Annotated in this window: 13 protein-coding genes; 9 read left to right on the top strand and 4 right to left on the bottom strand. The window is 67.0% G+C overall.

Features of this window, described 5'->3' with window-relative positions:
- The 4 genes from CXY91_RS20095 to acs all read left to right on the top strand — a co-directional run.
- A partial coding sequence (locus CXY91_RS20095; protein ID WP_100962974.1) for an NAD(P)H-dependent glycerol-3-phosphate dehydrogenase occupies positions 1–946 on the top strand: 946 nt, incomplete at its 5' end.
- Positions 947–961: 15 nt separating this feature from the next.
- Positions 962–1,291, top strand: a complete 330-nt coding sequence (locus CXY91_RS20090; RefSeq protein ID WP_091836329.1) for a hypothetical protein — start codon at positions 962–964, stop codon at positions 1,289–1,291.
- The gene (locus tag CXY91_RS20085) at positions 1,291–1,701 is read left to right on the top strand and encodes an EVE domain-containing protein (RefSeq protein ID WP_100962973.1); all 411 of its coding nucleotides are present in this window, start codon (positions 1,291–1,293) and stop codon (positions 1,699–1,701) included. The genes CXY91_RS20090 and CXY91_RS20085 overlap by 1 nt, the downstream gene beginning before the upstream one ends.
- Positions 1,702–1,881: 180 nt before the next feature.
- The gene (gene acs / locus CXY91_RS20080) at positions 1,882–3,834 is read left to right on the top strand and encodes an acetate--CoA ligase (RefSeq protein WP_091836325.1); all 1,953 of its coding nucleotides are present in this window, start codon (positions 1,882–1,884) and stop codon (positions 3,832–3,834) included.
- A 13-nt stretch (positions 3,835–3,847) separates the two neighbouring features.
- Here acs and CXY91_RS20075 read toward each other — a convergent pair whose 3' ends face one another.
- Together CXY91_RS20075 and CXY91_RS20070 are read right to left on the bottom strand one after the other, a co-directional pair.
- Positions 3,848–5,647, bottom strand: coding sequence for a GGDEF domain-containing protein (locus CXY91_RS20075; protein WP_158673506.1), 1,800 nt, complete (start codon positions 5,645–5,647; stop codon positions 3,848–3,850).
- A gap of 96 nt (positions 5,648–5,743) precedes the next feature.
- A complete protein-coding gene (locus tag CXY91_RS20070; protein WP_100962971.1) occupies positions 5,744–6,199 on the bottom strand; it encodes a Fur family transcriptional regulator in 456 nt (151 codons plus the stop codon).
- 129 nt (positions 6,200–6,328) lie between these two features.
- Here CXY91_RS20070 and CXY91_RS20065 point away from each other — a divergent pair, with 129 nt between their 5' ends.
- Genes CXY91_RS20065 through CXY91_RS20050 form a run of 4 tightly spaced genes read left to right on the top strand, consistent with a single transcriptional unit; the run spans position 6,329 to position 9,847 of the window.
- On the top strand, positions 6,329–7,249 hold the full coding sequence (locus CXY91_RS20065) for a metal ABC transporter substrate-binding protein (RefSeq protein ID WP_100962970.1): 921 nt from the start codon (positions 6,329–6,331) through the stop codon (positions 7,247–7,249).
- The gene (locus tag CXY91_RS20060) at positions 7,246–8,154 is read left to right on the top strand and encodes a manganese/iron ABC transporter ATP-binding protein (RefSeq protein ID WP_100962969.1); all 909 of its coding nucleotides are present in this window, start codon (positions 7,246–7,248) and stop codon (positions 8,152–8,154) included. The genes CXY91_RS20065 and CXY91_RS20060 overlap by 4 nt, the downstream gene beginning before the upstream one ends.
- A complete protein-coding gene (locus tag CXY91_RS20055) occupies positions 8,154–9,005 on the top strand; it encodes a metal ABC transporter permease (RefSeq protein ID WP_199777516.1) in 852 nt (283 codons plus the stop codon). Before CXY91_RS20060 ends, CXY91_RS20055 begins: the two co-directional genes overlap by 1 nt.
- Positions 9,002–9,847, top strand: coding sequence for a metal ABC transporter permease (locus CXY91_RS20050; RefSeq protein ID WP_100962967.1), 846 nt, complete (start codon positions 9,002–9,004; stop codon positions 9,845–9,847). The genes CXY91_RS20055 and CXY91_RS20050 overlap by 4 nt, the downstream gene beginning before the upstream one ends.
- Positions 9,848–9,849: 2 nt before the next feature.
- Here the strand turns inward: CXY91_RS20050 and CXY91_RS20045 are convergent, their stop codons facing one another.
- Both CXY91_RS20045 and CXY91_RS20040 read right to left on the bottom strand, forming a co-directional pair.
- Complete coding sequence (locus CXY91_RS20045) at positions 9,850–10,656, bottom strand: transglutaminase-like domain-containing protein (RefSeq protein ID WP_100962978.1); 807 nt, start codon at positions 10,654–10,656, stop codon at positions 9,850–9,852.
- 106 nt (positions 10,657–10,762) lie between these two features.
- The gene (locus CXY91_RS20040) at positions 10,763–11,515 is read right to left on the bottom strand and encodes an enoyl-CoA hydratase-related protein (RefSeq protein WP_248307569.1); all 753 of its coding nucleotides are present in this window, start codon (positions 11,513–11,515) and stop codon (positions 10,763–10,765) included.
- A 176-nt stretch (positions 11,516–11,691) separates the two neighbouring features.
- Here CXY91_RS20040 and CXY91_RS20035 point away from each other — a divergent pair, with 176 nt between their 5' ends.
- The gene (locus tag CXY91_RS20035) at positions 11,692–13,764 is read left to right on the top strand and encodes a 3-hydroxyacyl-CoA dehydrogenase NAD-binding domain-containing protein (RefSeq protein WP_100962966.1); all 2,073 of its coding nucleotides are present in this window, start codon (positions 11,692–11,694) and stop codon (positions 13,762–13,764) included.
- Position 13,765 lies beyond the last annotated feature (1 nt).

Genomic DNA, 13,765 nt, shown 5'->3' with positions numbered 1-13,765 from the left:
CGGCACGGCGCTGGCGCTCGCGGCGGCGCGGGCCGGGCGGCGCGTCGTGCTCTGGGCCCGCGACGCGGAGACAGTGGCGAGCCTGCGCGAGAAGCGCGAGGCGCCGCGGTTGCCGGGGGCAAAGCTACCCGAGGCGATCGAGCCGACTTCCGACATCGCGCTGCTGGCCGGGGTCGAGGCGCTGATCCTGGCGGTGCCGACCCAGGCCTTGCGTTCGGCCGCGACGCTGCTGGCGCCGGCGCTGCCGAAAGGGCTGCCGGTGATCTCGGCCGCCAAGGGCATCGAGCAGGGCAGCGGGCGCTTCACCACGCAGGTCATCGCCGAAGCGCTGCCGCAAGCTTGTCCGGCGGTGCTGTCGGGGCCGAGTTTCGCCGCCGACATTGCGCGCGGATTGCCGACGGCGCTGTCGCTAGCCTCCGCCGACGCCGCTCTGGCCAAGGCACTGGCGGAGGCGCTGAATTCCTCGGCGCTGCGCCTCTATCACAGCAATGATCCGCGCGGCGTCGAGATCGGCGGTGCCGCCAAGAACGTGCTCGCCATCGCCGCCGGCATCGCCATCGGCCTCGGGCTCGGCGAGAGCGCGCGGGCTGCCCTGGTGGCGCGCGGATTTGCGGAACTCCGCCGCTTCGGCGAGGCGCATGGCGCGCAGGCCGAGACGCTGATGGGGCTGTCGGGGCTGGGCGACGTCGTGCTCTCCTGCGCCACGGCGCAATCGCGCAACTTCGCCTATGGCCAGGCGCTGGGGCAGGGCAAGACCCCTACTGACGCGTCCGGGGGCAGGCTCGCCGAAGGCGCCTTCACAGCCTCCGTGCTGGTCGAGATGGCGCGTGCGGAGGCGATCGACATGCCGATCGCCGAGGCCGTATCAAGCATCATCGCTGGGGCAGTCGGGGTGCGCGAGGCCGTCGCCGAGCTGCTGGCGCGGCCGGTGCGGGCGGAGAACTGAGCGGAGAGGATATGCATGGCGAATGACTGGTCCGATCTGACGAAGCGCGTCGCGCGCGGCATCGCCGAGGTGCGCAAGACCACGGGGGCCGAACTGGTGGCCGAGAGCCAGCCGGTGCCGCTCGCCGGGCGCATTGCCCAGCGGGTGATCGAGCTGCGCCGCCGGCGCGCCGAGGACACGCATCGCTTCGTGCTGATCCTGCCCTTCGGCGAAGCCGAGGTTCGCGTCGAGCTCAGCCCGCAGGACTATGCCGGGCTGACGCGCGAGATGGTCAGGTTCTGGAACGAGAATGGCGAGGCGGCATCGCGGCCGCCGGTGCCCCTGAAGGAAGAGGACGAAGGCTGATGGCGCACTGGCTGATCAAATCGGAACCGTCGGTCTACTCCTGGGACGACCTGGTCAAGGCCGGCGCCAAGGGCACGCATTGGGACGGGGTGAAGAACCACACCGCCAAGCTCAACCTGATGGCGATGAAGACCGGCGAGCAGGTCTTCTTCTATCACTCGAACGAGGGTCTCGAGGTCGTCGGCATCGCCGAAGTCATCAAGGAGCACTATCCCTGGACCGAGGCCGGCCCGCCCTGGGTGTTGGTCGATTTCAAGGCGCTGAAGCCTTTGCCGAAGCCGGTTTCGCTCGCCGCCGTCAAGGCGGAACCGAAGCTCGCCAAGATGGCGCTCGTCACCTCCTTCCGCCTCTCGGTGCAGCCGGTGACGGACGAGGAATGGGCTCTCATCTGCAAGATGGGCGGGCTCTGACAACCACGATTTCCGCCGAAAGTCGCAGCAACGAAAGTGCGAGCCCGCGGCGCTTGTCGGCGTGATGTCGCGCCCTATGATGCGACCAACTTGAAAAAGGCCGGTCGGATCGCGGTGGCATCGCCGTCGCGATCTGCATGCCGGCCCCGATGACGGCCGAAGTCCGGGGAGACGCCTGTTATGACCGAGATGATCTACGACGTGCCGGCTTCCTGGGCGAAGAAGGCCTATCTGAACGACGCCAAGTACAAGAAGATGTATGCGGCCTCGATCAAGGACCCGGACAAGTTCTGGGCGGAGCAGGGCAAGCGGATCGATTGGTTCAAGCCCTACACCAAGGTCCGCAACGCCAGCTACAAGCCGGGCAAGGTCTCGATCAAATGGTTCGAAGACGGGACCACCAATGTCGCCTTCAACTGCATCGACCGGCATCTTGCGACGCGCGCCAAGCAGACGGCGATCATCTGGGAAGGCGACGACCCCTCGGAGTCGAAGAAGATCAGCTACGGCCAGCTCTATACCGAGGTCTGCAAGTTCGCGAACGTACTGAAAGCCAAGGGCGTCAAGAAGGGCGACCGGGTCACGATCTACCTGCCGATGATCCCGGAAGCGGCCTATGCGATGCTGGCCTGCGCCCGGATCGGGGCGATGCATTCGGTGGTGTTCGGCGGCTTCTCGCCGGATTCGCTGGCGAGCCGCATCGAGGACTCCGATTCGAAGATCGTGATCACCGCCGATGAAGGCCTGCGCGGTGGCCGTGCCGTGCCGCTGAAGAAGAATGTCGATGCCGCCGACGACAAGGTGAAGGGTGGCATCGCGACGGTGATCGTGGTCAAGCGCACCGGTGGCAACGTCACCATGAAGGACGGCCGCGACGTCTGGTATCATGACGAGATCGCCAAGGTGTCCGGCCATTGCCCGCCGGTCGAGGTCAAGGCGGAGGACCCGCTGTTCCTGCTCTACACCTCGGGCTCGACGGGCAAGCCCAAGGGCGTGCTGCACACCAGCGCCGGCTATCTCGTCTACGCCGCGATGACGCATCAATACGTCTTCGACTACCATGACGGCGACATATACTGGTGCACCGCCGATGTCGGCTGGGTCACCGGTCACAGCTACATCCTCTACGGGCCGCTCGCCAACGGCGCGACCACGCTGATGTTCGAAGGCATCCCGACCTATCCGACGATCTCCCGCTTCTGGGAGGTGATCGACAAGCACAAGGTCAACATCTTCTACACCGCCCCGACCGCGATCCGCTCGCTGATGGGCGCCGGCGAGGAGCCGGTGAAGAAGACCAAGCGCAAGTCGCTGCGGCTGCTCGGCTCGGTCGGCGAGCCGATCAATCCCGAGGCCTGGGAGTGGTATCACCGCGTCGTCGGCGAGCGCCGCTGCCCGATCGTCGACACCTGGTGGCAGACCGAGACCGGCGGCATCCTGATCTCGCCGCTGCCGGGTGCGACCAAGCTCAAGCCCGGCTCGGCGACGCGGCCCTTCTTCGGGGTCAAGCCCGAGCTGGTCGACGCCGAGGGCAAGGTGCTGGAGGGCGCGGCCGAGGGCAACCTCGTCATCGCCGAGAGCTGGCCCGGCCAGATGCGCACGGTCTATGGCGACCACAAGCGCTTCGAGGAGACCTATTTCGCGACCTATCCGAACAAGTACTTCACCGGCGACGGCTGCCGGCGCGACGCCGACGGCTATTACTGGATCACCGGCCGCGTCGACGACGTGATCAACGTCTCCGGCCACCGGATGGGCACGGCCGAGGTCGAATCGGCGCTGGTGGCGCATCCCAAGGTCTCGGAAGCGGCCGTGGTCGGCTACCCCCACGACATCAAGGGGCAGGGGATCTACGCCTATGTCACGCTGATGGCCGGCGAGAAGCCCTCTGCCGACCTGAAGAAGGAGCTGGTCTCCTATGTCCGCAACGAGATCGGCCCGATCGCCTCTCCGGACCTGATCCAGTTCGCGCCCGGCCTGCCCAAGACCCGCTCCGGCAAGATCATGCGTCGCATCCTGCGCAAGATCGCCGAGGACGAGTTCGGCGCGCTCGGCGACACCTCGACCCTGGCCGATCCGGCCGTCGTCGACGACCTGATCGCCAACCGGCAGAACAAGCGAAAGGCGGGCTGAGGCTCGGGCGGCCTCAGGCTGCCCTGACCCGATCGGCCACGACCTGACCGGCGAGCCCGTGCTCGCCGGCGACGCCGACCCGGTTTCGGCCCTCGGCCTTGGCCATGTAAAGCGCCTGATCGGCTGCTTCGATCAATATCTTCCAGCCAGGGCCATCGCGTCGGCCCGTGGCGACGCCGAAGCTCGCAGTGACGAGCACTTCGGTGCCGTCGTCGAGCGCGATCGCCTGCTCGGCGATCGCCGCGCGCAGCGTTTCCGCGATCCGCGCCAGCGTGCGCAGGGAGGTGCTCGGCAGGACGATGGCGAACTCCTCGCCGCCATAGCGCATGACGAGGTCGTTCTTGCGAACCATTTCCACCACCAGCCCCGCCGTGGCCCGCAGGACCTGATCGCCGGCGATGTGGCCATAGGTGTCGTTGATCAGCTTGAAGCGATCGATATCCATCAGGATCAGGCCGGTTTCGACAGGCAGGTCGGCGAAGCCGGAGTCGTCCTGGCCGAGGCGATCGAACGTGCGGCGGTTGAGCAGGCCGGTCAGCGCATCGGTTTCGGCCTGCACCTTCAGGCGCTCGGTGAGGCGCAGGCGCTCGCGCAGCTTGAGGCGCAGCGATTCAAGGGCCGCGAACAGCTCATGAATCTCGCCGCCATGCCTGCTGACGCGCGTCGGCTGGTCGAGATTGCGTTCCTCGGCGAGTGCCACGATGTGGTTGCGGGCCTGCAGCAGCGGGTGGAAGATGCGCCGGCGCGCCAGCACGAGCAGCAGCAGATTGGTGAGGACGATCAGAACGGTGAAGGCCACGAGGAACTGAAGCCAATGGACGCTGTTCGCCCGGGTGGCCCGTGCATGCGCCAGCATATCGTCGAGGAAGCCGTCACGCAGGCGTTCCAGCGGCGCCATCGTCGGAACGTACTGCAAGGTCATCTGTTCGGTGGTGACAGAATAGTGGCCCGTCTTTCCCTCGGCGCTCAGCCGCGCGATGAGATCGAGCCCGTCGCGGAAGTAACGGATTCTCGCCTCGCCGACGGCGGCGACCAGCTCGGGCGCGTCGGCGTGCAGGGCAAGCTGGTGTTCCAGCGATTGCCAGATCTGCAGGACGCGCCCATGAGTCAGGATGAGTTCGTCGTAAGCCGTCGCGGAGAGCGGCTGGCGCGCAGCGATCGACGGGGCGAGAAAGGATCCGAGGCGCCCTGCATACTCGCGCAGATCGCCAAGCATCAGCCCGGTCAGGGCATGCCCCGTCAGCGAGATGTCGTGTTCCATCAGCTCGGCCATGGCGGCGAGCACCACTGGCCGCATCGTCTCGACGACCCCGAACATGCCCGCGATCACGCTGCGGATCTCGGTGGTGTCGCGCTCGGCCAGTGGCCGTGCGCTCAGCCGATCCGCTGCGCGTCTTGCCGTGGCGAGGCTGGCGCGGAGGTTGTCCAGCTTGTCGCGATCGACGAGACGCCGGGTGATCTCACTACCGTCATCGGGTGTGATCTCGGCCAGGGCCTGATCGCTCACTGTGCGGAATTTGGCGAGCTTGCGCGCGGCAGGGCCGTCCGCCGCCGGCTCCTCGCCGAGCACGCTGTTCATCGGGCCGCGTTCGGCCGAGAGCCGGTTCGCTGCTGTCAGCACTTTCCTGTAGAGCGTCAGCGCCTCGAGATTGCGGCTGGCACGGACATAATCGCTGCCGAGAATGGTGATCAGGCTGAGCGCCAGTGCAAGCGAGAGCGCGAGCAGGACCATGCAACCCAGAACGAGCTTGGTATCGAGGCTGGCGCCCGAGCGCGGGCGAATGGCGGCTCGCAATTCGAAACGATTACTCAAAGCTAATGTACGCTTCCGACAGGCACGTTGCCGTTGCGTGAGCTATCGAAGCTGGCGATTGAGATTCAGTAAACTCATTGCCGCCAAAAGCCGGCTTCAGCCTTCGCCGGGCTTGCGGCGGCCCTTCCGGCCGAGCTTCCTGCCATAGAGTTCGAGCTTGTGGCGGACGATCTCGTAGCCAAGGTCGGCCGCGATCTTCGCCTGGAGCGCCTCGATTTCGGGCGAGGAGAATTCGACGACCTGGCCGGTCTCGACATCGATCAGATGGTCATGGTGCTGCTGGTCGGCGTGCTCGTAGCGCGAGACGCCGTCCTCGAAGGCATGGCGCTCGATCGCGCCCTGCGTCTCCAGCAGTTTCATCGTGCGATAGACGGTCGAAAGCGACAGCGTCGGGTCGTGCAAGAAGGCGCGCGTGAAGATGCCCTTCGCATCGGGATGGTCATCGGCCTCGGCCAGGACCCGCAGGATCAGCCGGCGCTGCTGGGTCATGCGCAGGCCCGCCTTGCGGAGCTGGTGCTCGAATTCCGTTACGCGCTGGTCGATTCCTTTCATGCGCGAGAGGTAGCAACCCTGAGACGCATTTGCAAAAATGACTTGTCGCAATTGGGTTGCAATTGCGTTGACAGATGCAAATAGTTTGCAATAGCGTTGTATCAATCGCTGTTCGCTATCGGAGAGACCATGCCCTCGCGCCGCTGTTTCCTTGATCTCGTGGCAGCTGCGACGCTGACGCTTGGCTTCGCCGTTTTCGCTAGTAGCGCCCTGGCACAGGCCGCGCCGGGCAAGCCGCTGCGCGTCGTCACGACCTTCACGGTGATCCAGGACATCGCCCAGAACGTCGCCGGCACGGCGGCGATCGTCGAGTCGATCACCAAGCCGGGGGCAGAGATCCACGATTACCAGCCGACTCCGCTCGACGTGGTGAAGGCACAATCGGCCGATCTCGTGCTCTGGAACGGCATGAACCTGGAGCGCTGGTTCGAGAAGTTCTTCGACAATGTGAAGAACGTTCGGAGCGCGGTGGTGACGGACGGCATCGCGCCGATGGGCATCAAGGACGGACCCTATGAGGGCAAGCCCAATCCGCATGCCTGGATGTCGACGGCGAGCGCGCTGATCTATGTCGAGAACATCCGCAAGGCGCTGGCCGACGCGGATCCGGCCAATGCCGCGACCTATGCCAAGAACGCCGCCGACTATGCGACGCAGATCAAGGCGATCGACGCGCCCCTGCGCGCCCGACTCGACAAGGTGCCGGCCGAGAAGCGCTGGCTCGTCTCGAGCGAGGGCGCCTTCAGCTATCTGACGCGCGACTATGGCTGGCGCGAAGCCTATCTCTGGCCGATCAACTCCGACGAGCAGGGCACGCCGCAGCAGGTGCGCCGCCTGATCGACCTCGTCCGCAAGAACAAGATTCCGGCCGTGTTCAGCGAGAGCACGATTTCGGACCGTGCCGCCAAGCAGGTCGCGCGCGAGACCGGCGCCAAATATGGCGGCGTGCTCTATGTCGACTCGCTCTCCGATGCGCGCGGCGCGGTGCCGACCTATCTCAAGCTGCTCGAAGTCACCGTCGATACCATCGCGAAAGGGTTCGGCCAGTGAATCCGCGGACCGCCGAGATTCGCCCGGGGCAGGGAGCGACGCCGTCGATCGTGGTCAGCGGCGTCACCGTGCGCTACGCCAATGGCGTCACCGCGGTGAACGATGCCTCCTTCGCGCTCGGCCCCGGCACGATCTGCGCGCTGGTCGGCGTCAACGGCTCAGGCAAGTCGACGATCTTCAAGACGCTGATGGGCTTCCTCAAGCCGGCGCAGGGGCTGGTCAGCATCGCCGGTATGGAGGTGCGCGCGGCGCTGAAGCGCGGCCTCGTCGCCTATGTGCCGCAGGCCGAGGAAGTCGACTGGACCTTCCCGGTGCTGGTCGACGACGTCGTGATGATGGGGCGCTACGGCCATATGGGCTTCATGCGCCTGCCGCGTAAGGCCGATCGCGAGGCGGCCGAGCTGGCGCTCGAGCGCGTCAACATGCTGGAGTTCCGCCGCCGCCAGATCGGCGAACTCTCCGGCGGCCAGCGCAAGCGCGTCTTCCTGGCGCGGGCGCTGGCGCAGGGCGGACAGGTGATCCTGCTCGACGAGCCCTTCACCGGTGTCGACGTCAAGACCGAGGACCAGATCGTCGGGCTCATGCGCGAACTCAGGGCGGAAGGCCGGCTGATGCTGGTCTCGACCCATAATCTCGGCTCGATCCCGGATTTCTGCGACCAGGTCGTGATCGTCAACAAGACCGTGCTCGCGGCCGGGCCGACCGAGACGACCTTCACCCAGGACAATCTGCAGCGGGCCTTCGGCGGCGCGCTCCGGCATTTCCGCCTGGAGGGCGCGAGCCTGCATGCCGACGCCGACCAGCGGCGCGTCACCGTGATCACCGACGACGAGCGCCCGCTCGTCTTCTACGGCGATCGCGATCATGAGAAGCCCGCCGCCGGCAGGAAGGACGGGCAGCCGTGATGGAGCTCCTGCTCGAACCCTTCGGCTATCAGTACATGGTCAAGGCGATCTGGGTCTCGGCTCTGGTCGGCGGCGTCTGCGCCTTCCTGTCCTGCTACCTGATGCTCAAGGGCTGGTCGCTGATGGGCGACGCGCTGGCGCATGCGATCGTACCTGGCGTCGCGCTCGCCTATCTCTTGAAAGTTCCCTACGCCGCCGGCGCCTTCTTCTCCGGCCTGCTGGCGGCGCTTGCCATGGCGCTGGTCAGGGTGCGCACGCAATTGCGCGAGGATGCCGTGATCGGCATCGTCTTCACGACGTTCTTCGCCGTCGGCCTGATGATCGTCTCGATCAACCCGACCTCGGTCAACGTCCAGTCGATCGTGCTCGGCAACATCCTCGGCATCTCCGACGAGGACGTCGTCCAGGTCGCGATCATCGCCTTCGTCTCGCTCGCTATCCTGCTACTGCGCTGGAAGGACCTGATGCTGGTCTTCTTCGACGAGAACCAGGCGCGTGCGGTCGGCCTGTCGCCGACGCGGTTGAAGATCCTCTTCTTCGTGCTGCTTTCGGCCTGCACCGTCGCGGCGCTGCAGACGGTCGGCGCCTGCCTCGTCATCGCCATGGTGGTGACACCCGGCGCGACCGCCTATCTCCTGACCGACCGCTTCGGGCTGCTTATCGCAATTGCGGTGACGATGGGCGTCGTGACGTCGGCGGTCGGCGCCTATGCCAGCTATTTCCTCGACGGCTCGACCGGCGGGCTGATCGTCGTGTTCCAGACGCTGCTCTTCCTCGCCGCCTTCCTGTTCGCACCCAAACACGGCCGCCTTGGCGCGCGCCGGGCCGCCAGCGTCGGAGGCCCGGCATGAGCCTCGTTCAAACCTGGCTGCTCGCGCCCTTTGCGCACGAGTTCATGCTGCGCGGCCTTGCGGTCGCAGTGATGGTCGGCCTCGTCTGTGCCGTGCTGTCCTGCTTCCTCGTCCTCAAGGGCTGGTCGCTGATGGGCGATGCGGTCTCGCATGCGGTTCTGCCCGGCATCGTGCTCGCCCATATCGCGAGCCTGCCGCTCGCCATCGGCGCCTTCGCGGCGGGCCTCACCTGCGCCTTCGGCATCGGCTATCTCAAGGAGAACAGCCGGGTGAAGGAGGACACGGTGATGGGCATCGTCTTCTCCGGCATGTTTGCGCTCGGCCTCGTGCTCTTCGTCAAGGTCGACAGCGACCAGCACCTCATGCACATCCTGTTCGGCAATATGCTGGGCGTGACCTGGGGCGACATCGCCGAAACGGCGCTGATCGCCTTGCCGGTCGCCGGCTTCATGCTCGTCAAACGACGCGATTTCCTGCTACACGCCTTCGACCCCGCACATGCGCGCGCCATTGGCCTGCCGGTTAAGGCGCTGCATTTCGGCCTGCTCGCCATGCTGGCGCTGACCATCGTCGCGGCGCTCAAGGCGGTCGGCATCATCCTGGTCGTCGCCATGCTGGTCGCGCCCGGCGCGATCGGCTTCCTGACGACGCGCCGCTTCGACCTGATGCTCCTGACCGCGATCGCGGCGGCGGTGACGTCGAGCGTCTTCGGCACGATCCTGAGCTTCCATCTCGATGTCGCGACCGGGCCGTGCATCGTCGTGGTGCAGGCGGTTCTCTTCCTGGCGGCGTTGGCGCACAGCCTGTGGCGCGCCGGACGGCGGCGGATGGCGGCTGCCTGAGCTCAGGCAGCCTGCGCCGGCTCGCTGTCCTCGATGCGGCTGACCTCGACCCACTGGTTGAGGCACTGGCAGAAATGGCCGCTGGTCAAGAAGGCGATGTCGGCCGCGTCGCGCCCAGCCGCGATGCGGACCATGCCGTCGACCGGTGCCAGCCGCGTCGGATCGACCAGCCACCACTGGCCGTCGAGATAGACCTCGAAGACGGCGTGGAAGTCCGGCGGAGCGAGATCGGCTGCATAGACGCTGACGGCGCGGGCCGGCAGATTGAGCGCACGGCAGAGCGCGATGGCGAGATGGCTGAAGTCGCGGCAGACGCCGGCGCGGTCGATGAAGGTCTGCTCGGCCGTGGTCTGGGCGTTGCTGACGCCATGGATGTAATCTACGTGCTCCTGCAGCCAGTCGACCACGGCGAGCACCTTGGCGCCGCCGGCCTCGATGTCGCTGAACTCGCGCTGGGCGAAGCGCATCAGGTTGTCGGAGGGGCAGAAGCGGCTCGGCAACAGATAGGGCAGCACCTCTGCCGGCAGTTCGGCCCAAGCGTGCTGGCGCGCATCGGCGTGCAGCAGGCGGCGTGTGCCGTTGTCGATCGTGCCCTGATACTGGATCGAGACCTGGCCCGACAGCACCCCGCGGAAGCGGCGCATGCCGGTGTCCGCATCCAGGTCCCGGATCAATTCGGCGGGCTGGTCGATCAGCAGTTGCTCCGAAACGATGGTCTGATCCGGGGACCGCGCCGGCTCGATCGCGACGATCACCGGCGTTTCATGGTCGAAGCGATAGACCAGGGTGGCGACGACCTTCAACTTCACATCCTGCTCCTTGCGATTGCCGACGCGCGTCAACGTGACGAGGAGCAGGAAGTTCCGCGATTCCCGCGACAACGGCGCGACAGTTGGGCGCCGTCGTCGCGCGCCGTCAGCGCTTGGTCAGGAAGGCCATGAAGGCGGCCTGTGCCTCGGCCGATTTCAGGCGCTCGCCGAAATGGCGTGCCTCGGTGCCGATCGTCTCGGCCACGGCGGCGGCGCTGCCGCGCTTCAGCAACGACTTGGTCAGCGCGACCGATTGTGGCGGCAGCGCCGCCAGCGCCCTGGCCTTCTCGAGCGCGGCCGCCAGCGCGCCGCCTTCGTCGGTGACGCCGTTGATCAGGCCGGCGTCCTGCGCGACCTCGGGCCCGAAGGGCTCGCCCAGCATCAGCAATTCGGCGGCGCGCTTGCTGCCGGCGATCAGCGGCAGGAGATAGCTCGAGCCGCCTTCCGGGCAGAGGCCGAGGCTGACGAAGGGCATGCGGAAACTGGCGCTGCGTCCGGCGAAGGCGAGATCGCAATGCAGCAGCATGGTGGTGCCGATGCCGACGGCGAAGCCTTCCGCCGCAGCGACAATCGGCTTCTTCGCCGTCGAGATCGCGGTCAGGAAGTCGATGGCAATCTCGGCGCCGACGCCGGTCGCGGCAGCCGCAGCGAAATCCTTGATGTCGTTGCCGCTGGTGAAGCAGCCGCCGGCGCCAGTGAGCACGACGGCGCGCACCGAGGCGTCGGCATCAGCGGCGGCAAGCGCGTCGATCAGCCCCTGATAGGTGGCGCGGTCGAGCGCATTGCGCCGATCGGGCCGGTTCATGGTGATCTGCCTGACGCCCTCGGCCAGGGTCTCGCTCAGAACGGTCTCGGTCATGCAAACCTTCTCGAATGTCCTTCCTGCCGGAAACGGGCGGCAGACGATGGGGGAGCCGCTTGCGCCGGTCAAGGAAGCCCTTAGGCTCGCGGCATTGCGGGGCTCCCGTCATTATTTTAAGTTTCAACTAATTCAGCGGTGCGGTTGCGCTGCGAGCAGGACAGGGTGGAGATCGCATGCCTACCGTTACGTTGACCCGCCAGGGCGAGATCGCCATCGCGACGCTCGACAACCCGCCTGTGAATGCGCTCTCGGCTGCGCTGCGGAATGATCTCAACAACGCGCTGGCGCAGGCGATGGCCGATCCGGCCGTGACGGCACTGGTCATCGCCGCCAAGGGCCGCGCCTTCATCGCGGGCGCTGATATCAGCGAGTTCGGCAAGCCTCCGGCCCCGCCGATCCTGCCGGACCTGCTGGCGGCGATCGAGGATGCGCCGAAACCTGTGGTCGCTGCGATCGAGGGCGTCGCATTGGGCGGCGGGCTGGAAGTCGCGCTCGCCTGCCATGGCCGCATCGCGACGCCGGCCGCGAAGCTCGGCCTGCCGGAGATCAAGCTCGGCCTGATTCCGGGCGCCGGCGGCACACAGCGCCTGCCGCGCCTGATCGGAGCGGCCGCCGCCTTCCCGATGATGCTCTCGGGCGAGCCGATCCCGGCGCAGAAGGCGCTGGCGCTCGGGCTGGTCGACAAGCTCGTCGAGAGCGATGCCGTCGGTGCAGCGATCGCGCTGGCGCAGGAGCTGGCGGACGAGGGCGCGCCTGCGAGGACCGGCGCGCGCACCGACAAGCTGACCGGGAGCGAGCGCGAGGCTTTCGAGGCACTGGCCAAGGATGCGCTGTCGAAATCGGGCGAGATGCCGAATGTCGCGGCGCTGGTCGAGGCGGTGCGGGCGGCGCTGACGTTGCCGCTGGCGGAGGGGCTTGCGACCGAACGGGCTCTGTTCGTGAAGCTCCTCGGCGACGAGCGCTCCAAGGCGCTGCGCTATGTCTTCTTCGCCGAGCGCGAGGCGGCGAAGGTTCCCGGCATCGACGAGAGCGTGAAGCCGCGTCCGATCGCGCGCGCCGCCGTGATCGGCGCCGGCACCATGGGCGGCGGCATCGCGATTTGCTTCGCCAATGCCGGCATCCCGGTGACGCTGATCGAGACCACGCAGGAGCAGGTCGACAAGGGCCATGCCCGGGTGCGCGACACCTATGGCTTCTCGGTCAAGCGCGGCTCGATGACCGAGGCGGTGCGCGAGCAGCGCATGGCGCTGATCACGCCGGCGGTTGGGCTCGCCGCCGCCGCCGAGGCCGACATCGTGATCGAGGCCGCCTTCGAGGAGATGGGTGTCAAGCGCGAGATATTCGGGGCGCTCGACGCGATCGCCAAGCCGGGCGCGATCCTCGCCAGCAACACCTCCTATCTCGACCTCGCCGAGATTGCCGCCGTGACGAGCCGGCCGGCGGACGTGCTCGGCATGCATTTCTTCAGCCCGGCCAATGTGATGAAGCTGCTGGAGATCGTTCGTCCCGCCGGCGTCGCCAACGACGTCATCGCAACCGCGATCGGCCTCGGGCGCAAGCTCGGCAAGGTGCCGGTCGTGGTCGGCAACTGCTTCGGCTTCGTCGGCAACCGCATGCTGGAGGCGCGCACCCGCGCCGCCGAGCGCCTGCTCGTCGCCGGTGCCATGCCGCATGAGGTCGACGCGGCCTTGACCGGCTTCGGCTTCAAGATGGGCCCTTTCGCCATGTCCGATCTCGCCGGCAACGACATCAGCTGGCGCAGCCGCAAGGCACGCCGCAAGAGCGCGGCAGTGGCCGATGCGATCTGCGAGCGCGGCTGGTTCGGCCAGAAGACCGGGCGCGGCTATTACCGCTATCCCGAAGGCGCGCGTGCCGGCGAGCGCGATCCCGAGGTCGAGGGGCTGATCGCCGAGGTTTCGGCGAGCAAGGGCGTGACCCGGCGCAGCTTCACCAGCGAAGAGATTCTGGCGCGGCTGCTCGACCCGATGGTCAACGAGGGCGCGCGCATCCTCGACGAGGGCATCGCCACGCGCGCCGGCGACATCGATACGGTCTGGCTCAACGGCTACAACTGGCCCGCCTGGCGCGGCGGGCCGATGCATTGGGCTGAGAGCGTCGGACTGGCCACCATCGTCGAGCGGCTTGAGCAGCAGGCGAAGGAAAGCGGCGATGCCTCGCTCGAACCCGCGCCGCTGCTGCGCAAGCTCGCGGCCGAGGGCAAGGGTTTCACCTCGCTCCGCGCCTGAT

This window comes from Allobosea sp. FBZP-16 (genome assembly GCF_002831785.1).
GTDB classification, from domain to species: Bacteria; Pseudomonadota; Alphaproteobacteria; order Rhizobiales; family Beijerinckiaceae; genus Allobosea; species Allobosea lupini.
The sequence above is the reverse complement of the archived record's forward strand: the minus strand, read 5'-3'. Positions and strand labels throughout refer to the sequence as shown.

What these genes read in the sequence shown, in the direction of transcription:
- CXY91_RS20040 (WP_248307569.1), bottom strand. Translation starts at nt 11,515, where the DNA reads ATGACCGAGACCGTTCTGAGCGAGACCCTGGCCGAGGGCGTCAGGCAG.
- CXY91_RS20085 (WP_100962973.1), top strand. Translation starts at nt 1,291, where the DNA reads ATGGCGCACTGGCTGATCAAATCGGAACCGTCGGTCTACTCCTGGGAC.
- CXY91_RS20065 (WP_100962970.1), top strand. Translation starts at nt 6,329, where the DNA reads ATGCCCTCGCGCCGCTGTTTCCTTGATCTCGTGGCAGCTGCGACGCTG.
- CXY91_RS20055 (WP_199777516.1), top strand. Translation starts at nt 8,154, where the DNA reads ATGGAGCTCCTGCTCGAACCCTTCGGCTATCAGTACATGGTCAAGGCG.
- CXY91_RS20090 (WP_091836329.1), top strand. Translation starts at nt 962, where the DNA reads ATGGCGAATGACTGGTCCGATCTGACGAAGCGCGTCGCGCGCGGCATC.
- CXY91_RS20070 (WP_100962971.1), bottom strand. Translation starts at nt 6,199, where the DNA reads ATGAAAGGAATCGACCAGCGCGTAACGGAATTCGAGCACCAGCTCCGC.
- CXY91_RS20050 (WP_100962967.1), top strand. Translation starts at nt 9,002, where the DNA reads ATGAGCCTCGTTCAAACCTGGCTGCTCGCGCCCTTTGCGCACGAGTTC.
- CXY91_RS20035 (WP_100962966.1), top strand. Translation starts at nt 11,692, where the DNA reads ATGCCTACCGTTACGTTGACCCGCCAGGGCGAGATCGCCATCGCGACG.
- acs (WP_091836325.1), top strand. Translation starts at nt 1,882, where the DNA reads ATGACCGAGATGATCTACGACGTGCCGGCTTCCTGGGCGAAGAAGGCC.